Genomic DNA, 23,236 nt, shown 5'->3' with positions numbered 1-23,236 from the left:
TGGACATGGAAAAGACCATGTCCAGCCTAAATAAGATAAGAATCTTAGAAAATGATGAGCAAAAAAAGACAAATCCCAACTCAAATGAAGCATTTGAGTTGGGGTTTGTCGACAGTCTGAAACTCGCAAATTGCGAGTTTTTTGTATATGATCGATTCTTAACAAACACAATATATATGTTTTGAGAGTTGAAATAATTTTTAGAAAAATGTATAATGAAGATAGTTATTGTACATATTTTGTTGAACTTGAATGGACATTAAAGGGGGATTTTAATGAATCTAGGATTTGGTGAAGTAGCCATCATATTAATCGTAGCTTTATTAATATTTGGACCTTCTAAATTACCTAAATTAGGTCGAGCTGCTGGAGAAACACTGCAAGAATTTAAAAAAGGAATGAAACAAGTCATTGACGATGATGATCAAAATAAACAAAAAACGAATGATTAATCTCCTTGAAAAAGGAGTTTTTTTATTTTTTCAATTAATTGGATAAAGCCCCTGTCATAACAGGGGCTATCAGCCAATATATTTAGTTTTATGAGAAGTTTCCACCGTTTAACTGTTGTTGTGCCATTGATACTAAACGTTTTGTAATTTCTCCACCAACAGATCCGTTTGCGCGAGAAGTTGTGTCTGGTCCAAGATTTACACCGAACTCTTGCGCAATTTCGTATTTCATTTGATTTAATGCTTCTTCCGCTCCAGATACTAATAATTGATTACTGTTGTTTGAACGTGCCATAACGTAATCTCCTCCTAATTTACGAGCAAATTGCTCTTATTTGTAATCAACTTTTTATTGTTATGTTGATTACGGTACTTATTTTGTTTAATTATCATTTTTATATACTTTACTTACAGTGGTAATCCATTCCAAGTTTTTGGGAAGGTTTGGTAAGCACTTGAATGTCGATTTCAACGTATTATAAACTTTTAAACTTTAGGTACACTAAACTAAAAAGGTAGGAGGAATGATCATGGCAATTTGTCCACTGTGCAACGGATTTACAACTGTACAAGAAACTTGTAATGAATGCTCAATCAATATGGACGATCAAGGTAAGATCAGTGATTATTATGATGATTACAGTCCATATATGGATATAGATCTTATGAAGCTAGAAGATGGTTATGGAAGTAATTTTGAAAACCAACAATGTGTCCATCTTTTACAATGTCCATCTTGTGGGCAAGAGCAAGTCTATTTTGTACAAGAATAAGTGTCCATATTTTAAGCAAAATCTGTTAACTTTAAAAATAAATGACGTAGTCTTTCGTACCGTTTTTTTTCAATTTTCCTTTCATCAAACTGCATCGGTTTGGCATTTACTTCAAAAATTTTTAAATTATTGTTTTTTGTGATACCAATATCTACTGAGAACTCACCAAATAAGCCAAAGTGTTTAGTTAGTTCATGACCAATTTCATTAATCATTTGTTTTATTTCAAACTTATGATCATCTGAAAGGATCAGAGCGGTGGGTTTAAGTATTTTTCCACCGCGAGGGATATGGGTTGTAATGTTATGAGAGGCAGCGAGGCGAATACCGATTCCAGTTAATACATACTTTTGAATGTTCTTTTCAACTTTTAAATGGGCAAGGACTCGATAATCAAATCGTTTGCCGTTGATTGTTGCTGGTCGTATCGCTTGTTGGGCAATCAATGTTCCGTTTGTAAGATCGGTTTTGTTCATTTCCCAATATTCATCAAAACATTGAAATACTTGTTTTTCTGTATATTTTAATACAACGACAGCACCTGTATCATGATATTTTACAATGCTAACACCATTGCCTTTATAATTATCTCTAGGCTTTATATAAACGACCTGATGTTGTTGGCAAAAGGCAAGGAAGGAGCTTTTATCACGGATTAACATCGTTTTAGGTAAAAAATTTCTTAATCTATCATTTTTTCTTAAAACTAGAAATGTCTCGTATTTATCGAGAAAGCAAGGATTGAATATAGGAATTTGTTGATCTTTTATCCAACTTAATGCCGTTTTATATTTAGGTGTTTTTTCGATGATTCGCTTCGAAATGCGATTATAAAAGATATTGGGTACAGGAAAATGACCTCTGATCCATCGCTTGTTTTTTCCATCGAAAATTGCCCCGTCAATTGAATCGTTTCCTATCTGTTCAACAGGTACGAGTACCGGAATACATTTTGTTTGCCATAAATATTCTGCTAATCCAGTGACATATGGTTCATTTACCATGATTTGACTTTTTTGATTTTGATGGACAAGAAAACCAATCAGCGGTCCTGCATTGTTTTCAGAACAATTGACTTGGAATAAGAAAATATCCTTTTTTGCTTGAATTTTTTCTATAAAAGGTAAAGGTGTTTTGTTATGACCGAATAATACTTGTTTTCCAAGAGTAGAATGAAACCATACTTTTAAACGATTATTGTAAAACAAGTTCATGGAAAATCATCTCTGGTTTATTGATCACCGTTTCAGTTAAGTGTACAGCATATTCCAGTATTAATTTGTGAGTGTATCGTTCCTTTTTTCTTAATTTCGGATGGGAAAAAATGGAACGACCAGGTTTTGCATTTGCTTCTAGCATCCATATATTTCCATCTTGATCAATCCCCATATCAAAACCGATTTCAGCGAGTTTTTCTCCCCAATGTTTAGTTAATTCTTTACTAATTGCGACGGCTGCTTCGCTTAATCTTCTGGTATATGTTTTACGTTGCTTTTCATCTGGAAAAGTTTCATCTAAAGTTTGGACTTTTCCACCAGCAACTATATGAGTTGTTGGACTACCTGATGCAGAAGTTTTGCATGCAATTGCTGTTACAACCCATTCGCCATTTTGTTTTTTGTTTGTATGGATTCGGTAATCAATCACACGATTTTCTTTTTTATTTAAGGAGATCCCTTGTTGGACGATATATTTATGACATAATGAGTCGACATTGAGAAATTTCATTAATGTTTTCAATGAATGAAATTTAATTAAACGAGTTCCCTTTTTTCTATCTCGAAAACGTAAATAGTAATGTTGTTTATATTTCGTAATATTATAAATACCGTTTCCTAAACTGCCATGAATCGGTTTTAAATATATAAAAGGGAATTGTTCAATCATGGATTCAATAGACGCTGGACCAGATAAAAGTAATGTTTTTGGTAAGAGCGGTTGCAGTTTTTTACTTTTTATTAATTTTACATAAATATCCCACTTGTTAAAAAAGCCAGGGTTAAACCATGGAATAACATATTCCTCAGAAAGTTTTAACTTCATATCTTGAATCATCTTTAAGTTTTCTACGGTTCGATTTGGCAACCGATCATAAATAACATTAGGAATAGGGACTTCTATTGTTTTCCACTTATTTTCAGAAAAGACATATCCTGTTACAAGCCCTTGTTCCCACTTAATATGTTGAATTCCGAAAACGATGGGTAAAACTCCTGTTCTGTCACCATAAGATAAAATTCTTTCAAAATAGGATGTGCGACTACCAAGGGGGATATGTGGATACTTTGTAAAACCTGCTGTAAAAATGCCTAAAATCGGTCCAATAAATAAAGTTCCTTCTTTTTCAAATAAGTGAAGTTTTAATGGTAGTTGAGGCATGTGTAATTCTGTAGCTAAAGATGAACTAATCTCGATTACTTTTTTGTTTGTTTGATGAGGTTTAGCCTCTCCATTCACACTTAGATTTCCAAAGGCGATCGTATGAATCGTCTTAAACGATAATTCTCTTGGAATATAAATGACTTTATCTTGCACTGGGATGATTTTAATTGGATAAAACTTGCTCATCGTTAACCATTCCTTTCTTTGGGGAGCTGATGATGTACTTTCCATATGCTAGCGGGGCTCGAAAAAAGGTTTCTGTTATTTCTGGTTGTAAGGTGAGAAAAACGTTTCTTCCTGGTTTTGAATTGGTTTCTAGTATCCAGACCGCTCCTTTTTGATCAACACCAATATCTATTCCAATTTCAAATAATGGATGAAAAATAGTTTCAAGTAGTGTAGGGACCGTATTTATGATTTCGTTTATGCTTTCTTGAATAAACACCTTTTTTTCAGCCGTTTGCTTTTTAAACCAAGAATCAAAAGTTTTCGGAATTCCGCCTGCAGCTAAATTTGATAAAATACTGTTTTTTTGACCGACTCGTATAGCTTTTCCTCGTACGCTCCATTTCCCCGTCTCATTTTTTTGCAACAATATGCGTATATCAAAGGGATGTTCCTTTTCATCCTTTAACGATAAATAAGGTTGCAACAAATAAGGATAATTGGCAATTAACATTTGTAGCCATTGATTCAATCTTTTTTCTGTAAATGTTTTTATTATGAGCGATTGACTTTTTACCGTTTGGATATCGTATAAATGTCCCTGTTTTTGAATGACAAAAATGCCTCGCCCTTGACTACCAAATACTGGTTTTAACAAGATTTTCTGATGATTAGATAAATAGTCAATGACAAATCCGGCATCGTTTACTTGTTTGGAATACGGTAAATAGGGTCGGATTCTTTCGTTATGTTTTAACATTTCATACATCTTTAACTTATTAGGTAAACCGTAACCTAAAAAGTGGAATTTAGACGAAGCTTTTAAGGGATTTAAAATACGGCTATATTTTTTAGCCTCAATTTCATCTCGATAAAATGTTCGATCATAAAGAATCGTTGGAATAGTAAATGTTTTTTCCTCCCAGATTGAAGTTTTTGAATTAAATTTGAACCCTGTTATTTTTTCATTTTCTAATTCAATATCGTCAGGTGTAAATCGATATAGTTGAAAATCATATTTATGGGCAAACTTGGCAATTCCATCGATATAATTTTTTTCAGATTCGTTATCTAATGAGATGATTCCAAAACTTTGCATGGACATGTCTCCTCCATCCATTCCATCCCTTTTGCACGTGCAATCTCAACGATCGCTTTTGCTGAGGGACGTACTCCTTTAAAATTACGATGCTCATTTTTTGAAGGTTTACTGTTCACTTCAATTATTTTTAATTTTCCATCCTTTAAAACGGCAATATCAATTCCAAGTTCGATAAATGTATTTTCCCGTTTACGGTCCAATTGACAAGAGACAGCAATCGCAAGTTCTTCCATCAATTGATAAATAAACAAAGCTTTATCTTTTTCAAACAATTGGAGTAGTATTTTTTTTGCAGAAGCGGTTGTTCCACCTCTGGAAAGATTCGTCATAAAGTGATTATCGGATACACGTGCTGTAACTGAAGTTACTTTCCACTGATGGTTCGGTTGTAAATGAGTAAGCACCCGAAAATCAATTAATTTCCCATTAATGGATAAAAGTGAGAGTTCTTCTTGTAAGATATAATCAGTTTTCAATTTGTTCTGTAAAAAATTCCAAGCATCATTTTCATTTGCAAATTTTTTAAAATCCTTTGTAAATGTCTCAATAATAATGTTATTTCTAGTTTTTGTTATTCGAAAAATGCCTCGCCCTTGACTTCCGTATACTGGTTTGGCTAAAAATGCATTGTACGTATGCAAAAATTGATGAAAGTTATCCTTATTCCAACGGGTGCCTTTAGGCAAATAGTTTACTAATGGAAACGCATCTATATAGTCATATAATTCTTGTTTACTAAAAAAACGTTTATTAAATTGCGGTATTTGTTTGTTTATATATTGGACGAAACGTTTATATGTTGCTGAATGAATAATATTACGAGAGTGGATTCGGTTATATAAGAAATGGGGTTTCACTGATCGAATTCGATGCCAATGTTCATTTGCAAAATAATAGCCGTAGTATTGTTTATTTTTTAATGTGTGGTAGGAATAAATAAAAGTAAATAACCCTTTTTTCTTGCCTACTTCCGTTAATTCTCTACAAAAGTTATCAATTGTAGAAAAAGAATGGCCGTTTAAGGTCTTACTATCGGTTAGTACGCCCATTATTGGCCCAATTGTGATTGTATGATTTTTTTTACAGTACATCGCTTTTAATGGTGCTCCTTTTGGTAATCGGAGCGTTGTGTATATATCGGAAGAACAAATGTAAAAAGGATTGTGGTAATGGTGCATATCAACAACAACTTCAAGCTTTTGTTTACCAAAAGAAATGGTCATTTTTCCGTTATGGAAAAGGTTTTTCGCTTTCCTTATTGGTATTTGAATACATAATGGTGGTAGGCTAGATTGGTGATTAGATTCTTGTTGTAACCAAATCCATTCATGGTGTCGTTTATTCTCCATTTAATTTGCTCCTTGCCTTTTTAAAGGATATAATGATTCAGTATTATCTAACGTTGTGTAAACTTTATTCTTGCATATCATATGTGCATTCGCCCAAATATGTGATATTCACTTATCAAATTTAAAAAGAAGGTCGGATTTGTATGGAAGCATTATTTACCATTATTTTTATGGCTGTGATTGGAGCTGTAATCGGTGGGGCAACGAATTCATTAGCGATAAAAATGTTGTTCCGTCCATATGAAGCAAAGTATATTGGCAAATGGCGTATACCGTTTACTCCTGGATTAATAGCAAAAAGAAGGAATGAGTTATCTACCCAACTCGGACTTTTAGTTGTCAATCATTTATTAACAACGGAAACACTTCAAGTGAAATTAAGAGAAGGTAAAATTTATGATGAAACAAAAGATTGGTTATCCAAAAAAGTGCGCGCATTTTTTCAAACGGATGAATCGTTGGGAAACATCCTTTATCGTTTTGGTGTAAAAAATGCTGGAACAATAGCGGAAGAAAAACTCATCGATTGGTTGCAGAAAAAATTGGCAGTATGGAAAAAGAATAATGGAGCAAAAACACTTGGTCATTTTGTTCCGCAAACTATTTGGGAAAGTATAGATGGAAAAACAGAAGAAGCAACTGAATTTATCATTAGTAAATTTAAAATTTTTATCATGAGTCCAAAAGGTCACGAGCTAATACAACAAAATGTTGATCGTTTCTTTGAAGGAAGAGGTATGCTTGCCGGTCTTCTTCAAAGTTTTTTAGATAAACGAAATATTGCTGATCGTATACAAGAAGAACTAGTCAAGATGGCCAACAATGAACAAACGAAAGCAGCAATTCAACAATTATTGCGTAATGAGTTAGATGAAGTAAAAAATTGGACCGTTTTAGAGACAATAAATAAGTTTGAATATGAAAACTGGATGAGGCAAATATGGGAACAGATCCAACAAAAAAGAGTTATTCAACAATGGTTGGATAATCCAGTTTCATCATTGCCAACTTATGAACTACAAGAAAAATTGATCAATGATGTACTCCCTGAAAGTCTAGATAAAGGCATACAATTACTTAGTTTACATGTTGAAAAATTATTGAATCGGTTGGAATTAGACAAACTGATTAAAAAACAAGTTGATACGTTTCCTACAAAACGGTTAGAAGAATTAGTGTTAGGTATTAGTAAACGAGAATTTAAAATGATTACTTTTCTCGGGGCTTATATCGGTGGATTAATTGGAATTGTCCAAGGAATCCTTGTTCTTTTCATGAATTAAACTATCACATTTAATGACAAAGCTCTCCTTTGTTTGACAAGCCAATAAAAAATTTTTGTTAAGAAATAATTTCATAAATGAATATGATAAATAATCACATCCTCGCATTTTTCGTCATAGTTTGTTATAGTTAATTGACTGGTTTTTAACCAATACAATAAGTTGGAGGTTTTTTAATGGCAACAAATATTTTAGATTCTGCAAAAGTGCTAGAACAAACGATTCGTGAAAGTGCTGAATTCATTCATTTAAAACAGCAATATGATAATGTTTATGCAGATGAGGCGACGAAAAAAATATTTGATGATTTTCGTAATATGCAACTAAATTTGCAAACAAAACAAATGCAAGGTGAGCAAATTACACAAGAAGAAGTAATGCAAGCACAACAACAAGTCATGGCTGTACAACAAAATGAAAAAATTGCCGCTTTACTTGAGGCAGAGCAACAAATGAGCAATGTAATTCAACAAATTAATAAAATTGTGATGAAACCTTTAGAAGAACTATATAACGATTAAAAAGTGAAAAATCAAAAAAACAGGAACGAACTGATCGTTCCTGTTTTTTTATATCCTTTCGTTTATATGTTCTAATATGTTTTTAATTGTCATAGTTATTGTATATAAGCATCTAGATCGGGCAGGGGGGCTTGTTGATGATTTATCGACTACTTGCAATGAATATCGATGGAACGATTCTGCAAGATAAACAAAAACTATATAAATCAGTTAAGGAAGCAATAGATTATGTGCAGTCTAAAGATGTGACTGTTACGCTTGTAACATCACGAAATTTTATTTTTGCAAAGCGAATTGCGAAAGCATTAAAACTAGACTCCCTACTTGTTACTCATCACGGTGGATATATTTCAAAGAGCAAGGATGAACCAGTGTTTGTGAGAAGAATTGGCGATAATACTGTTTTTGACATAGTGCAGTTTCTAGAAAATTATAAAACCCATATTCGAATTGTAAATGAGAAAATGTCCGTTAGTAATGTTCCGCCGAAAGAAAAACGTCTAGCCCGTACCATTATTGATCCGACTACTTTCTCCGTTTACCATCACCAATATGTAAATAAAGTAAGCGATTATCTTTATAGTGAACAAATGCAACCGACACATATCGAAGTTGTTTTCCATAATCCATCCGAAGCTGAGGAAGCACAACTCGCCTTACAAAATATGTTTTATGAGGTAAATATAAACCATTATGGTAATCAGCTAATCATCTTACCTCGAGGTGTTTCAAAATTAACAGGTTTGCTCTATATTTGCGACAAATTAAAAATTCCATTAAAAGAAACGGTCGTGATTGGTAGTGGTGAAGATGATCTAGAAATTATTGAAGCAGCGGGTCTCGGTGTAGCGATGGGGAATGCACCACAACCGGTGAAATATGCTGCTGATTGGGTAACACGTTCCAACAATGAACAAGGAGTAGCTTATATGGTAAAAGAACATTTTCGTAAACAACATCCTATATCATTCCTGGAAAAAATGAATATTTTAAAGAAGTAATTACGGCTATGTTTGGGCATAAAAGCATCTAATTGCTATATGCCCTTCATTTATTATGGAATATATTTTTAGAATTATCAGAAAACAAGAAGGGATTTCATTGTTTTTGTCGAATATATATACCAAAAGTAGCATTACATGTTATAGTTTGAAAACGTTTTCGGGAGGGGTTGCTATGTTAGATACACCACTTTTAGTTACACAAATGGTAGAAAGGGCGGAAACACTTTTTCCGAAGAAAATGGTTGTTTCCCGGACATCAACCGGTATTCAACGCTTTACGTATAGACAATTTGGTGAAAGAACTAGAAAATTGGCCAGCGTTTTAAATAAACTTGGGGTTAATAAAGGAGAGAGGATTGGAACATTAGGATGGAACCACCATCGTCATTTGGAAGCTTACTTTGCCATCCCAGGTATTGGGGCAGTCTTACATACAATAAATATTAGATTATCTCCAGAACAAATCGTTTATATCATTAATCATGCGGAAGATAAAATTCTAATGATCGACGATGATTTTGTTCCTTTAATTGAAAAGGTAAAGGACAAATTAACGTCTGTTAAGGCATTTATTGTTATGACGGATCAAAAAGAACTTCCAGAAACAAGTTTGTCACCGGTATACTCTTATGAAGAATTAATTAAAGATGGCGATGGTAATTTTACCTTTGTAACCGATTTAGACGAAAATGCTCCAGCAGGAATGTGCTACACGTCGGCAACAACTGGAAATCCTAAAGGGGTACTTTACTCCCATCGTGCTATTGTTCTTCATAGTTTGATTCTTGGATTAGCTGATACGGGCGCCATAAGTGAACAAGATACGGTCATGCCTATTGTACCCATGTTTCATGTGAATGCTTGGGGGCTTCCTTTTGCCAGTGTTTGGTTCGGTTCAAATATCGTTCTACCAGGTCCGTTTTTTACACCGAAAATTTTAGTGGAATTATTAGAATCAGAAAAGGTGACGATTTCCGCTGGTGTTCCTACTATTTGGTTAGGTGTGGCCAAAGAGTTAGAAGAAGGAAATTATGATTTATCCCATGTTCGTGCAGTGCTGTGTGGTGGCTCAGCTGCACCGAAAGGTTTAATTAAAACGTTTGAAAAGAAATTTAACATTCCATTTATGCATGCTTATGGGATGACTGAAACGACTCCATTAGTGTTAGCAGCCAAACTAAAATCGGAACATGAGGATTTACCAGAGGAAGAAAGGTATGATTTAAAGGCAAAACAAGGTATATTAGTACCGGGTATACAGATGAAAGTGATCGGACAAAATGGCGAAGTCGTCCGGGATGGAAGAGAAATAGGTGAACTTTGTCTCCGTGGACCATGGATTGCTTCTGAATATTATAAAGATGAACGGACGAAGGAAGCATTTAAAGACGGATGGCTGCATACTGGAGATGTTGTAACTGTTGATGAGCATGGTTTTGTTAAAATTGTCGACAGAACCAAAGATTTAATTAAAAGTGGTGGAGAATGGATTTCATCTGTTGATATAGAAAATGCTTTAATGGCCCATGAAGCGGTGTTTGAGGCAGCTGTTATTGCTGTACCACATGAAAAGTGGCAAGAACGGCCGGTTGCCTGTGTTGTTTTAAAAGATGCATATAAAGATAAAGTTACAAAAGAGGATTTACTTGAATTTTTAAGACCGCAGTTCGCAAAATGGTGGTTACCAGACGAAATCATCTTTATGGACGAAATTCCAAAAACTTCAGTTGGAAAATTTTTAAAACGTGCATTACGTGATCAGGTCAAGGGTATGCTTTCAGGAAAATAATGGGTCAAATAAAAAGTGTAAAAAGGAGGCATCCTATGGTTGAAATTGACAAAAAGGGTTGCTTCCTTTTTAAATAAAAGGTATATTATAATATTGTTTATAGGTAAAAAAATCATTCGAATATTATTTTTATAAATATTATTGTTAAAAATATAACAGGGAATTCCTTAATTTAAAACCGTTTTTATAATGTTAAAAAAATGTTTATAATTTATGTCTAATTTTTGAATAATACTTTTGATTTTTGGAGAAAAATAGTTTATCATTGTTTATGAGTGTAAAGTCATTTCATTTATTTTTTCGTGTCAAGGTATATAAATTTAATTTAGGGAAGTTTGTGAAATTTAAAACAATAACTTAAAAAAATGTAAGGGTTTCCAGATTTTTCATTTTTTTACTTTCATACCGAGATAGTTTATATACCTTTTTATGTTTTATGACAATTATTAGATGAAGGGAGAAAGTGAAATGTCAAAAGTATTGGAAGAGGAGAACGTACAAACAACAGATGTTCAATCTGTAAAAGATGAGCGTGAATTATTAGAACAATTATTAAAACCAGAAGTACAAAAATCTATAACCACTTTAGTTGAATTACTTCCACAATTGACTGATCTTGTAACAACATTGGCGAAGTCAACTGAAACTGTAAAGTCCCTTGTAACGGATGAAAGATTACAACAAGATACCGTTGGTGCAATGAAGGAATTCGTTGGTCCTGTAACAAATACAGTAAAACAAGTTGCAGCAAATGTTATTGAAGCTAAAGATCGTGCAGAAGAAAGCCAAGAAGTTATTGGCATTTTTGGCTTGTTAAAAATGTTAAAAGATCCTCAAGCACAGAAATTATTCCGTTTCTTAAACGCTTATCTACAAGTTTCTGCAGAGAATGCAAAGAAATAATATGAGAACGTTAAAGAAATAATATGAGCAAATAATAATACACATTGAAAAGCGGGGGATTATACAATGTCAAAAAATATCGTTATATTAGGCGCAGGTTACGGTGGTGTATTAACCGCTTTAACGGCTCGTAAATATTTAACAGAAGATGAAGCAAAAATTACGGTAGTTAATAAATATCCAACACATCAAATTATTACAGAATTACATCGTTTAGCTGCAGGAAATGTATCTGAAAAACGGATCTCTTTACCATTAAATAAACTTTTTAAAGGTAAAGATATCGATGTTGTTGTTGCTGAGGTTGAATCTTTTTCTGCAGAAGATAAAAAAGTAAGACTTTCTAATGGTGACACATTATCATATGATGTATTAGTTGTTGGATTAGGAAGTGTTACAGGTTATTTTGGTATTCCTGGACTTGAAGAAAATAGCTTAGTTCTTAAATCTGTTGAAGATGCAAATAAAATTCGTGAGCATATTACCTCCCGTATTAAGGCATATGCGGAAACAAAAGATCCAGCTGATGCAACAATTCTAATCGGTGGCGGTGGACTAACTGGTGTTGAGTTAGTCGGTGAATTAGCTGATGAACTACCAGAACTCTTGAAAAAATATGGAATCCGTCGTGAAGAAATTAAATTAAAATTAGTTGAAGCTGGTCCGAAAATTTTACCAGTATTACCTGATGAATTAATTGAAATTGCACAAAAGAGCCTTGAAGAACGCGGTGTTGAATTCTTAATCGGTGTAGCTGTAACTAGTGTAGAAGGTAATGTTGTTTCTCTAGGTGATGGTAGCACAATTACAACAAATTCCTTTGTATGGACAGGTGGTGTAGCTGGAAACCCAGTTCTAGCTGATAGTGGCTTAGAATTAAACCGTGGTCGTGCATCAGTAAATGAATACTTACAATCCACAAACTTTGACAATGTCTTTGTTGTAGGTGATAGTGCAGTTGCAATGGCTCCAAATGGTCGTCCATATCCGCCAACAGCACAAAATGCATGGCAAATGGGTGAATTAGTTGGTTATAATCTATTTGCTTATATAAATCAAAAACCAATGGAAGCATTCAACCCGGCAGATTCCGGTACTTTGGCTAGCCTTGGACGTAAATATGCAGTAGCTAAAGTTGGAGACAATCAAACTCAACTTAAAGGCTTACCAGCTATGTTATTAAAAGAAGCAAGTAATGCTCGTTACTTATCCCATATTAAAGGATTATTCACTTACGCATATTAATGTTTCTTGACCGGATTGGCAATTTATGCCGATCCGGTATTTTTATATATTTAATAAAAAATAATAAAATTTTCTTATGGAAATAGTGCACATATATTAAGGGTGGAAGAGTAATAATTTTCCTTCCGGAGTAACGCAACGATGAGTTTTATTTAATAAATTTTTTTCTTCTAGTAATTTTTCTGCTAATTTTTTTGCCTCTGAATCATTATCGGCTTCAATTGTTTCATCTAGCAATTTTTCCCCATTTTTTTCAAAGGCAGTACATTTATATATCGCCATATTTTTACCCCCTTTGTTGTCTCTTATGAAATGAACAGTCATTCATTAGCTGTATATTATAAATTGTACAATAATTCCAAAAATCAAGCAAAAATTAAGCCTTTCTAAAATTTTCGATCCTATAACTATGATCGTTTATAATTACAATTAAGTAACTACATAAAAGGAGCATATGAAGATGGGAATTGATAAGCAAATTATTTTACTAATGGTGGGGCTTTTGATTGGATTTATCGGAATCGTGGTTCGATTATATTTCAAATCTTTTTTTGCAATTATGCTTGAAGGAATACTTTTTATTGTTAGTCTCACCTATATTTTTACACAAATGGAGTTGTTAGATGTTCCCTTTGCTATCAGTCTAATCGTATATGGATGGGCGACGTTTACATCTGTTTTTACAGCAAATAAAAATCATGCCCAATATACAAAAAAAATAAAACGAGAGCTTCCGCACTGTGAAGTTCGAATAAAAAAAAGTCTGAATCGTTTATTGATCGACCTCTTTTTTACAATGCTATTATTCGGTTTATCAATGGTATATTTTATTTTTAATCCGAATCCGGTTGTTTCTTTAGTTCTGCTTTTTGGGCTTTTCTCTTTGCTTATGGAAATGATCAAACGAATCATTAACTTTGCTAGTTTGCGGGTTTATTATGAAGAAGATTCGAACATGCTTTATGTATTAACTTCATTTGAAGGAAAAAGGTATCCGCTAGAAGATGCCGTTGACATTGAACTTCAATCGAATGTGGATATATTAAGATTGTTTCCGTTGTTTACAATGTTTAATAACAATATGGATTTTACGACCAAAATGGGAAAAACAGTAAAAATTTCTTTTCCAGGTGAAAAAATATATTTAACGATGCCAACGGATCAATTGAGAAGAATCGAGCAAATTCATATTAATAAAAATGAACAAATAAATAAAGGCAGTGTTTTAAGTGAAAAAGAGGTTTTACCTTTTTATCATCGGAAGAACTTGAAAAGACTTTTGGGGAAAGGATATTTTGCTATTACTGTTAAAGGGGTTGGTGCTTACGCGACATTACTTGTCATTTTAACTATTTTAAAAGTTCCTGTATGGATGATGACTGTAGGTATTATCCTGTTTTGGATAATAAATCTTGCCATTTCTGACCGAATATTAAAGGCAGCATTAGATGTAGAAGAAGTAACGGATGAAGCTGTATTAAAAATTGCTAGGAAAGTGTTTCAACGGGCAAATTTACCGAATATTACCTTATATCAAACGGAAGCTACAGAATATAACGGCTTTGCTGCAGGAGCCAATATAGGTCGCTCGATTATTACATTAACGACAGAAACTTTAAAATTGCCACTGGAAGCCATCGAAGGAATCCTTGCTCATGAAGCAATACATGTTAAGAAAAGAGATATTTTGATCGGTCAATTCATGCGTTTTGTAAGTATAGCCATTGTTATTGGTATTATTTTTCTTGTTAAATTTTTATTTCCAAATCAAACGATATTCCTTTTCATCATAATCTGGGTGTTAATGATGATTTTTCCAGTTGTTTATTCATTGTTTACCCAGTGGATGGAAGTGCGTGCGGATCATCTAGGAGCAACATTACTTGATGGTGGAAATGAACAGATGGCTAAAAGCTTGCAACAATTAGCGAAAAAGCAAGATGAGGCCATAGAAAAGTCTGGACAATTTAATATGATGAATACTGAGGATTCTAGTGCCAAAGAAACGGTTTCATCTGTGGAACGGGATAAATGGTATTTCCGTTTGCTAGAGTTTCAATTTCAATCTCATCCACCGATGTATTGGCGAATTCATTCTTTACGAACTACCAGTTGTAGCTGGAATGTACAGAAATTGAAAAAATGGTGGAGGGAACGTATGAGAGAATCCATTCCTGATAAAATTCTAAAATAAAAGAAGTACCCGTATTGGTGCTTCTTTTTCGTATAAAAAGCTTTTCTCAGTGAATACCGATATCCAATAAAAGTTCACCTTAGTCATTGATGCAAGATTGAAAAAAATATGGCATAATAAAAGAACATATATTCGATTTTTTATAACCAGATGGGTGAGGTGATTTTTTGAAAAAGATAAAATTTATTCACTGTGCTGACCTTCATTTAGATAGTCCTTTTATTGGGTTGTCGACACTTCCGGAAAACATATATGAAAAAACGAAAAATTCAACTTTTGATTCATTTACAAAAATCATTGATATTGCGATCCAAGAACAGGTTGACTTTATGATTATTGCTGGTGATATATATGACGGAGAAGATCGAAGTATTCGTGCCCAACTTTATTTTCGCAAAGAAATGGAACGGTTAGAAAAAGAACAAATTCAAGTTTTTATTGTTCACGGCAATCATGATCATCTAGGTGGTAGTTGGACAAATATTTCTTTACCTGAAAATGTGCATGTTTTTTCATCTAAAGTAGAAATGATTCCATTTATCAAAGAGAGTGGAGAAAAGGTTCACTTATACGGTTTCAGTTATGATAAAAAGCACGTGTTTGAAAGTGTTATCCATCATTACAAAAAAATAAGAGGTGCAGACTTCCATATCGGTATCCTCCATGGTCATGACAGAAAAAATCAACATCATTATTCTTATGCTCCATTTACTCTACAAGAATTACTCGAAAAAGATTTTGATTATTGGGCTTTAGGTCATATTCATAAACGTGAGATACTCCATGAACACCCCTATATAATTTATCCAGGGAATATTCAAGGAAGACACCATAAAGAACAAGGTAGAAAAGGGTGTTATCTTGTTGAAATAGATGAAATACATACAGTGGTTACGTTTGTTGAAACTGCACCCATTCAATTTTTAACAGAAAAACTTGAAACGGATCAACGAATAAACACGTTTGAAGACTTGTATAACCTTATTTTAAATCTAAAGAGTGAATTACGGGTAAAAAATGGAGATACAATCTTACAAGTGATTATGAAGGAAGAAATGATTGATTCAAAACTCCAATCATTTATTCATACGGGTGAGCTACTGTCACTCTTACAAGAAGGGGAAGAACATCAACAAACCTTTATTTGGATTGATGGAATTACACTAGAGAAACAAAAGAAACCTCTTAAAGCAGTTGGTGATGATTTTTATAATGCATTACATGTACAGTTAGAACAAGTGGATTTACAAGAAGCGTTATCTCCTCTATTAAGTAACCCGCGTATAAAAAAATATGTGGAGCCATTAACGATGGAAGAGGAATTACAAATTAAGGAGGAAGCAAATCAATTACTCTTGCAATTATTAAAAGGATCAGGAGGTGATTCGCTATGATGATTAAAGAAGTACATATCTATGGTTATGGGAAATTTGAACAATTCAGAGTATCCTTTGCACCATATCATATCGTTTATGGGAAAAATGAAGCAGGTAAATCAACCCTTATGTCATTTATCCATAGTATTCTTTTTGGATTTCCATTGAAGCAACAATCTGATTTGCGGTATGAACCGAAAACTAATTCAAAATATGGTGGACAAGTGATTTTGAAGTCAGAAACATGGGGCGAAATTCGTATTGAACGAGTGAAAGGAAGAGCAACTGGAGATGTAACGGTATACTTAGAAGATGGTTCAAGAGGTGGTGAAGAGTTATTAAAAAAGGTTTTAAATGGGATGGATAAAGAAACCTTTCAATCGATTTTTTCCTTTAATATCCACGGGTTGCAACAAGTTGATCGTTTACACGGCGAAGAATTGAATCAATTTTTATTTTCCACTAGTGCCATTGGAACCGATCGAATTATGGAAGCCGAACGTTCAATTCAGAAGCAACTGGATAAATTATTTAAACCATCCGGAGTTAAACCAGTTTTGAATGTGCAATTAAAGCAATTGAAACAAACAGAAAAAAAACTGAATGAAGCAAAGGTGAAAATTGATCAATATGAAACATTAATAAAAAAATTAGAAACAATAAAAGCAGACTTGGCTACGAAACGACAACAACTTAAAACAGTAGAAGAGGATATTGTAAAAAAACGAGAATGGAACAGGGTCTATCCACTACTAATCGAAAAGCAAAAGATTTTACAACAACTTGATGAATTAGGTGATGTTCGATTTCCAATAGATGGTGTAGTAAAACTAGAGCAGTTGGAACATCAACAAAAATTAATTCAAAATCGTTTAGCAGCATTACGCGAAAAACAAAAACAAATAGAAGATGAATTAGAAAAAGTAAATGTACAAGAAGAAGTTCTGAAAAATAAAGATGCTATTGAACTTATTGTGGAAGATTTACCTACCTATCGTAACGATATTCAAAAAATGAAACAGTTACAAATGCAAATGCAACAAGTTGAAGAAGAAATATACCGTTTAAAAGGAAAAATCGGTTATCAAGGTCCGATTGAATCGATTAATGATTTTAATCTTAGTTTCGCAAGAAAAAATGAGGTTCAACAATTAACGGAAAAACGAAAATTATTAACAGAAAGGAAAAAAGATCTAGAACAAAGGGAAGCTGAATGCCGCGATAAATTAATAGAAGTCGAATCTTATATTGAGCAATTAAAGTTCAAACGACTAAATGAAGAACAACGTGTTGAATACGAACAACAAATTGAAAGATATCATGAACAAAGCGATTTGTCGAAGGAACTGGATATGATCAATAATCAAATTCAAACATTTTCGAAAAGCCAAAATCAAAAATCCGATAAAACCGTAAACCATTTATTTCTCCTTAGCTTTTTTGCTTGTTTCATTGCAGCTGCCATCACGTTTTTTATACGATATGAAAAAATTTCTGTCGGTTTACTTATCATTGCAATTAGTAGTCTTGCTCTTTATTTTAATAGGTTAAAACAACCGAAAGCAAATTTCTTCGTAGAATCGTTACAAAAACAAAAAGAACAAATAGAGCAGCAACTAAATTTAAGGCAATTTGATGTTGAAAAAGTAGAATCAGCGAAACAAAAAATTGCCAATGACGATAAATTACGCCACCAAATTGAGATTGAAGAAATACAGCAAAAGGCTCTAAGTGATCAGTTTGACCAAATTGTTCAAAGTTTTGAAGAGTGGGAGATGGAATGGGTTGAAAATGAAAGGAAAATGATTGAAATTGGTAGGGAATATCACTTGTCACAGCAGATGGCAACAGAATTTTTAAATGAAAGCTTTGAACGGTTAGAACAGTTACGGGAAAAACTTTTCGAACAAAAACAAATGGAAAAACAGTTAACAGTATTAGAGAAGGTCGTGAACGAGAAAGAGCAAATATTGGGAAAATTAACCAAATCTATATCTGTTAAAGGTGCCGATTATCAGGAAAAAGTGTTTCAATTGAAGCGACTATTAACACAACAATCGGAATACGTAGCAAAACGAAATCATTTTCTTGAAAAAATTCATGAATTAGAGGAACAAATTCAATCATACCAAATTGAATTGAAAACAATAAATGATTCGATTGCGGATTTATACAAGCTTGCAGATGTCGATTCAAAGGAGTTCTTTTTGTTAAAAGGAGAGAAGGCAGATCGAGTCGAACTACTTCACAATCGACTTGAACCTATTGAAAAACAATTACTATATTCTGAAATAAAATTACCAAGTTCATTGGAAGATATACCACCTAAAGTCACGAGTCAAGCATTTGAACGAATGGATGTACAAAAAAAGGAACTGCAGCGTGAAATCGAACGATTAGAAAAAGAAATGGCTCAATTAAAAGTTGAAATTGATACGTTGGAAAAAGGGGGAACTTATACGGATTTACTTCACCAATATCATCAGGAGAAGTTTCAATTACGTGAAGGGATGAAAAAATGGAGTGTTTATCAAACTGCAAAATATGTTCTTGAAAAAAGTATGGATAATTACAAAATTGAAAAGTTACCAAAAGTTATACAACTGGCCACGGATTATTTCTCGATTTTAACAGATCAAAATTATGATCGAATTCAAATGGATCAAAAGAAGGATACACTTTATGTTAAGAGACGAGACGGAATGATTTTCAATCCAAAGGAATTAAGTCAAGCTACAGGAGAACAATTATATGTCAGTATTCGTTTTGCATTAGCAAAAACAATTAGTGAACAATTAAACTTTCCTTTTCTTATTGATGACGGTTTTGTCCATTTCGACGGTTCGCGCCAAGTTCAAATGATGAATTTATTAGAAAAACTATCTCATCGTGGACAAATTATCTTTTTTACATGTCATGAACATTATTTACAATATTTTCCGGAAGATCAAATCACTATACTAGAATAATTGTAAATCGTAATGATTAAGATAAACCTTTTTTCATAGAATTGGATGTACATGGTTATTTTAAGATTTTCGACTAGTTTTCCATGTCCTTCTATTATTTTCGTCTCTATCCTTGTTCTCTTTTGTCATCAAAAAGGAGTCAATACAAATAAACATTTATTTTTGTTGATATTGCTGTGTTTCATATTTGTGGTTATGAAAAGAAAAAACCGTATCACAATAAAGTTATTTTGATTGGTACGTTGGCGGACGCGCATCCAGAGGCATGCCGCGCAAAGCGCATTTGCGAGGTCTTCCGATCGTGTGCCTGACGTTTATGCTTTCGGTACAAAAGCATTCGTTGTTTCCGCTGGATCCGCCGCCAACTTTCCTTTAAAAATCTGCTTTTTATGACTTGGACAGAACCAATTTTTCTAAAAAACAAATATACATTAAATGAACGGTTTCACAACAACAAAACATGTTTTATAGGTCTTTATTTTATTAGTTCCGTATTTTCATATCTACTATCTAAAAAGTCAACGATATGGATAATATATCCCTCAATGGTTTGTGGATTTCGAATGGCAGAACCCCATTCGGGGAGTCCGTGGTGACAAAGGATGCAGTGAGACATTAAATGGATATCTTCTAAAGAAACATGAATCTTTTCATTTTCAATTACTTTGGTTAGCAAAAGCACTCCATAGGGGATATGCCCTATCATAACGCCTAATTCATCCATTGTTATCCCAGTCTGTTTTCGGGTTGCGAAATTGGAATCTGTTGCTGTTGGAAATAAATATTTAAACTCTTCATACTTTTTGCCAGCATGGTCATATTCCAGCAATTTTCCGATATCGTGAAATAGAATACTAGTCATAAGAGCATCGTAATTGGGGGTATTGTTTTTATATTGCATCATTCCAGAGAGCATTCTATATAAGTGATCAATGGTATTATTCCAAACTAGATTTTGAGAGTTATCATCAGATTGAAACTGATCCCATAGTTCTCTTTTATGAGCTTTTTCTACAACATTAATTAGTTTCATTACAGCTTGAAAGTGATTTTCCTCAAATTTTAATATAAATCTAGCAAATCTCATTAAACCGACTGTATGTTTCAATAATCCCCCTAAATAATTATGATGATATCCTTTCGCTGCCGGTCTAATTCGGAATTGATCCCAAAATTGATCCATTGCTGCTAATGAGATTTCCTTATAAGGAGATTGCAACTGGTAAAGGTATGAAAATAATTCAACCGTAAGTTCCTCCATATCTTGCTGAGTATAAGCCAGTAAGTAAAAAGGATTTATGTTTTCATCACATGGTACTAACCGATTAATGGTAAGCGATTTATGCCCAAGGTATTCATCAACTTTAGCTTCTACATGAAAGACAGAATATTCCTCCAGCAAGGTGATATATTTTTCTATATCTCCATGATTGTCCCACATCTTCGCATTTATATTGCCTAAATTATTGCTAAAAATAATTTTTAAGTAATGCTTATTGGTCCGTGTTGTTTGTACACTAAATTCATTTAAAAGTACCCGTATATTGACTATGTTACCGACTGCTTCATTTTGAATATTAAAGAATTCCCCACTAGTAGGTAATTCAGGTGGTGGATACTTTTCTAGTATTTTCTTACGTTCTTGTTGCGTTACTTCCGAAATAATTGGGATAAAGTTATAAAAATATGATTTAGACTCTTCCATTATTATCACTCCATAGCGGTGTTAACATATATTCTATTCTAACGTATCAGAATTAAAGATGGAATATGAAATAAAAGAATAATATGTTTAGTACTTTTGCGAACAGCGTTGTTAGCAAAGATGAATGTCACATGTTCAACAATCAATTTTTAACAAAAAATATAATTGAAATTATAAATGGTAGGTATATTAACCCCGTTTTTTTAATAGGATAGTATCAAGAGAGTTGGAAAAAGGGGGATATGAATTTGGACGTACCGTTTTGGATTTGGTTAGTCGTTGCAGGGATTGTGTTTAGTGCATATATGACTATTCGAACAAATCGAGAAGAAAAAGAAATAGAAATGAAGGAAGCGGAAATGGAAGGCGCTATTTACATTGAACGGATGGAAAGGGAAAAGGAAAAGAGGAAACAACTGTCATCCGAAGGATAAAAATATTAAAAATGGGGCTGTCAACGGACAGCCCTCTTTATTATTATCCTCGAGCGTTTGTATTATCTTTTTTAAAGATGTCTTTAAAGTCTTTGTCTTTAATTTTAATGTCTGCATCTTTAATCAATTTATCTAATTCTGCTTGTATTGTTTCTTGATCCATTTTGCGTGTTTTTGCTTCGAATTCAATATCTTCTCTAATTTCATCAAGTGGTTTTACGTCTTTTTTATCCTCGACTTTTGTCACTTGAATAATATGATAACCGTAATCTGATTTAACAGGTTCACTAATTTCTCCTTCTTTCAATTGGAAGGCAGCTTTAGAGAACTCTGGAACAAGTTGATCTGGATTTAACACACCTAAATCACCGCCATTTTCAGCGGAACTAGGATCATCGGAATATTCTTTCGCAACTTTAGCAAAGTCTTCCCCAGCGTTTAATTTTTCCAACACTTCATCCACTTTATCTTCTGCTGATTTTCCATCTTCTGACTTTTCTTCATTTTCATCCGTTGAGATTAAAATATGGCGAGCCGTTACATTTTTCGTTTGGTATAAGTATTCTAATTCAACTTCTTCTTCTGTCACATCTATATTTTGTGTAAAAGCAATCTCTTGTAAAAGCATGTATTCGATATCTTCTTTTAACGTTTCTTCATCAATGTTGTATTGTTTTAAATAATCTTCATATTCCTCTTGGCTGCCAAAATTTTCATCGATAAATTTTTTCAATTCTTTATCTACGTCATCTTTAGACACTTCAAATTTGTCAGCTAAAACTTGTCGATAAACCATGTCTTTTAAAATATTTTCGGTATCGGTACTGTAAATTCGTTTCATTGTATTATAAAAATCTTCTGTCGTAATGGCACCAGATTCAGTTTCAATAAGTGTACGGCCACCGTTATCATTATTACATCCAGCTAACACTAAAATTCCGGCTGTTAGTGCCATCAATAGTAAAGTCAATTTCTTTTTCATTCATTAAACAACTCCTATTTTAAATTACGTACTTGTCTAATTTTACTACAAATCTAACTATAACATAACTTATATTGAGAATAAATATCATAACAAGGAAAAAAATCGATAAACACTTTAGCCATATAGCGTATATAACCCATTATTTTTAAAAAATTGGGTGTTTTCCTCAGTCATTTTTTCATCGTTCACATAGGATATAACGAATTAGAAAAAGGAGGTATGACAGATGACTCATTCATACGGTAGTTCCTTCGTGTTAATCGTGGTGTTGTTCATATTGTTAATTATTGTTGGGTGTTCATATCTATAAGGAAAGCCAACATGAATGAATTTAAATTTGTATAAACAATCAATTGTCGATACAAAAAAGGAGGTGTTCCTATGTCAGGAGGATACGCAGGTGCAGGTTTTGCGTTAATCGTTGTTTTGTTCATCTTGTTAATTATTGTAGGTGCTGCATACGTTTGGTAAAAGAAAAACGGCAGTATGAGTAAAATTATTGTGGGCAAAATTTAACCCCCTCATTTGTTGAGGGAACGTTAGAACGCTCAACAAATGAGGGGGCCACCAAGCGAAAGCGCGGTAGTTAATAAGCAAATAACATG

Annotated in this window: 23 protein-coding genes; 15 read left to right on the top strand and 8 right to left on the bottom strand. The window is 33.2% G+C overall.

From position 1 onward, the window contains the following. Together OEV82_RS12915 and OEV82_RS12910 are read left to right on the top strand one after the other, a co-directional pair. Nucleotides 1–185 (top strand): hypothetical protein (locus OEV82_RS12915; RefSeq protein WP_263062123.1); only part of this gene is annotated, 185 nt, incomplete at its 5' end. Nucleotides 186–275: 90 nt separating this feature from the next. After that, nucleotides 276–452 (top strand): twin-arginine translocase TatA/TatE family subunit, encoded by a 177-nt coding sequence (locus OEV82_RS12910; RefSeq protein WP_173659905.1) that lies wholly within the window; start codon nucleotides 276–278, stop codon nucleotides 450–452. Nucleotides 453–540: 88 nt separating this feature from the next. Here the strand turns inward: OEV82_RS12910 and OEV82_RS12905 are convergent, their stop codons facing one another. Next, entirely contained in the window at nucleotides 541–747 is a 207-nt protein-coding gene (locus tag OEV82_RS12905) for an alpha/beta-type small acid-soluble spore protein (RefSeq protein WP_173659903.1), read from the bottom strand. 235 nt (nucleotides 748–982) lie between these two features. Here OEV82_RS12905 and OEV82_RS12900 point away from each other — a divergent pair, with 235 nt between their 5' ends. After that, nucleotides 983–1,225 carry a hypothetical protein gene (locus tag OEV82_RS12900; RefSeq protein WP_173659901.1) on the top strand — a complete coding sequence of 81 codons (243 nt, stop codon included), beginning with the start codon at nucleotides 983–985 and terminating at the stop codon, nucleotides 1,223–1,225. A gap of 11 nt (nucleotides 1,226–1,236) precedes the next feature. Here OEV82_RS12900 and OEV82_RS12895 read toward each other — a convergent pair whose 3' ends face one another. Genes OEV82_RS12895 through OEV82_RS12880 form a run of 4 tightly spaced genes read right to left on the bottom strand, consistent with a single transcriptional unit; the run spans nucleotide 1,237 to nucleotide 6,223 of the window. Further along, nucleotides 1,237–2,439 carry a YheC/YheD family endospore coat-associated protein gene (locus OEV82_RS12895; RefSeq protein ID WP_173659899.1) on the bottom strand — a complete coding sequence of 401 codons (1,203 nt, stop codon included), beginning with the start codon at nucleotides 2,437–2,439 and terminating at the stop codon, nucleotides 1,237–1,239. Then, nucleotides 2,420–3,793, bottom strand: coding sequence for a YheC/YheD family endospore coat-associated protein (locus tag OEV82_RS12890; protein WP_263062122.1), 1,374 nt, complete (start codon nucleotides 3,791–3,793; stop codon nucleotides 2,420–2,422). The genes OEV82_RS12895 and OEV82_RS12890 overlap by 20 nt, the downstream gene beginning before the upstream one ends. Beyond that, a complete protein-coding gene (locus OEV82_RS12885; RefSeq protein WP_263062121.1) occupies nucleotides 3,771–4,871 on the bottom strand; it encodes a YheC/YheD family endospore coat-associated protein in 1,101 nt (366 codons plus the stop codon). Before OEV82_RS12885 ends, OEV82_RS12890 begins: the two co-directional genes overlap by 23 nt. Beyond that, nucleotides 4,844–6,223 (bottom strand): YheC/YheD family endospore coat-associated protein, encoded by a 1,380-nt coding sequence (locus OEV82_RS12880; protein ID WP_263062120.1) that lies wholly within the window; start codon nucleotides 6,221–6,223, stop codon nucleotides 4,844–4,846. The genes OEV82_RS12885 and OEV82_RS12880 overlap by 28 nt, the downstream gene beginning before the upstream one ends. Before the next feature lie 143 nt (nucleotides 6,224–6,366). Here OEV82_RS12880 and OEV82_RS12875 point away from each other — a divergent pair, with 143 nt between their 5' ends. The 6 genes from OEV82_RS12875 (at nucleotide 6,367) to OEV82_RS12850 (ending at nucleotide 12,968) form a co-directional block, all read left to right on the top strand. Further along, nucleotides 6,367–7,506, top strand: a complete 1,140-nt coding sequence (locus OEV82_RS12875) for a DUF445 domain-containing protein (protein WP_263062119.1) — start codon at nucleotides 6,367–6,369, stop codon at nucleotides 7,504–7,506. A 176-nt stretch (nucleotides 7,507–7,682) separates the two neighbouring features. Beyond that, nucleotides 7,683–8,027, top strand: coding sequence for a YlbF family regulator (locus tag OEV82_RS12870; protein WP_173659889.1), 345 nt, complete (start codon nucleotides 7,683–7,685; stop codon nucleotides 8,025–8,027). A gap of 137 nt (nucleotides 8,028–8,164) precedes the next feature. Then, nucleotides 8,165–9,028, top strand: a complete 864-nt coding sequence (locus OEV82_RS12865; RefSeq protein WP_173659887.1) for a Cof-type HAD-IIB family hydrolase — start codon at nucleotides 8,165–8,167, stop codon at nucleotides 9,026–9,028. A gap of 175 nt (nucleotides 9,029–9,203) precedes the next feature. Then, entirely contained in the window at nucleotides 9,204–10,820 is a 1,617-nt protein-coding gene (locus tag OEV82_RS12860) for a long-chain fatty acid--CoA ligase (RefSeq protein ID WP_173659884.1), read from the top strand. A gap of 468 nt (nucleotides 10,821–11,288) precedes the next feature. Further along, a complete protein-coding gene (locus OEV82_RS12855) occupies nucleotides 11,289–11,723 on the top strand; it encodes a DUF1641 domain-containing protein (RefSeq protein ID WP_263062118.1) in 435 nt (144 codons plus the stop codon). 66 nt (nucleotides 11,724–11,789) lie between these two features. Then, entirely contained in the window at nucleotides 11,790–12,968 is a 1,179-nt protein-coding gene (locus OEV82_RS12850) for an NAD(P)/FAD-dependent oxidoreductase (RefSeq protein ID WP_173659880.1), read from the top strand. Nucleotides 12,969–13,064: 96 nt separating this feature from the next. Here the strand turns inward: OEV82_RS12850 and OEV82_RS12845 are convergent, their stop codons facing one another. After that, on the bottom strand, nucleotides 13,065–13,250 hold the full coding sequence (locus OEV82_RS12845; RefSeq protein WP_173659878.1) for a YhzD family protein: 186 nt from the start codon (nucleotides 13,248–13,250) through the stop codon (nucleotides 13,065–13,067). 178 nt (nucleotides 13,251–13,428) lie between these two features. Here OEV82_RS12845 and OEV82_RS12840 point away from each other — a divergent pair, with 178 nt between their 5' ends. The 3 genes from OEV82_RS12840 to OEV82_RS12830 all read left to right on the top strand — a co-directional run bounded on the left by OEV82_RS12840 (nucleotide 13,429) and on the right by OEV82_RS12830 (nucleotide 19,507). Then, a complete protein-coding gene (locus OEV82_RS12840; protein WP_263062117.1) occupies nucleotides 13,429–15,162 on the top strand; it encodes a M56 family metallopeptidase in 1,734 nt (577 codons plus the stop codon). Nucleotides 15,163–15,329: 167 nt separating this feature from the next. Further along, nucleotides 15,330–16,556, top strand: a complete 1,227-nt coding sequence (locus OEV82_RS12835) for a metallophosphoesterase family protein (protein WP_263062116.1) — start codon at nucleotides 15,330–15,332, stop codon at nucleotides 16,554–16,556. Next, nucleotides 16,553–19,507, top strand: coding sequence for an ATP-binding protein (locus tag OEV82_RS12830; protein WP_263062115.1), 2,955 nt, complete (start codon nucleotides 16,553–16,555; stop codon nucleotides 19,505–19,507). Before OEV82_RS12835 ends, OEV82_RS12830 begins: the two co-directional genes overlap by 4 nt. Nucleotides 19,508–19,982: 475 nt before the next feature. On the opposite strand, the gene OEV82_RS12825 is transcribed toward OEV82_RS12830, so the two are convergent. Beyond that, nucleotides 19,983–21,212 (bottom strand): HD domain-containing protein, encoded by a 1,230-nt coding sequence (locus tag OEV82_RS12825; protein WP_173659870.1) that lies wholly within the window; start codon nucleotides 21,210–21,212, stop codon nucleotides 19,983–19,985. A 248-nt stretch (nucleotides 21,213–21,460) separates the two neighbouring features. On the opposite strand from OEV82_RS12825, the gene OEV82_RS12820 reads away from it, so the two are divergent. Continuing rightward, nucleotides 21,461–21,646, top strand: coding sequence for a sporulation YhaL family protein (locus tag OEV82_RS12820; protein WP_377701443.1), 186 nt, complete (start codon nucleotides 21,461–21,463; stop codon nucleotides 21,644–21,646). 43 nt (nucleotides 21,647–21,689) lie between these two features. Here the strand turns inward: OEV82_RS12820 and OEV82_RS12815 are convergent, their stop codons facing one another. Continuing rightward, complete coding sequence (locus tag OEV82_RS12815) at nucleotides 21,690–22,628, bottom strand: foldase protein PrsA (RefSeq protein ID WP_263062114.1); 939 nt, start codon at nucleotides 22,626–22,628, stop codon at nucleotides 21,690–21,692. A gap of 229 nt (nucleotides 22,629–22,857) precedes the next feature. Between OEV82_RS12815 and OEV82_RS12810 the strand changes: the two genes are divergently transcribed. Together OEV82_RS12810 and OEV82_RS12805 are read left to right on the top strand one after the other, a co-directional pair. Next, a complete protein-coding gene (locus OEV82_RS12810) occupies nucleotides 22,858–22,941 on the top strand; it encodes a YjcZ family sporulation protein (RefSeq protein ID WP_263062124.1) in 84 nt (27 codons plus the stop codon). Nucleotides 22,942–23,012: 71 nt separating this feature from the next. Continuing rightward, a complete protein-coding gene (locus tag OEV82_RS12805) occupies nucleotides 23,013–23,102 on the top strand; it encodes a YjcZ family sporulation protein (RefSeq protein WP_161919376.1) in 90 nt (29 codons plus the stop codon). Nucleotides 23,103–23,236 lie beyond the last annotated feature (134 nt).

Source organism: Pallidibacillus thermolactis (assembly GCF_025660415.1).
Taxonomy (GTDB): Bacteria; Bacillota; Bacilli; order Bacillales; family Caldibacillaceae; genus Pallidibacillus; species Pallidibacillus thermolactis.
Note: the sequence above shows the minus strand (reverse complement) of the source record. Positions and strands in the feature narration are given on the sequence as shown.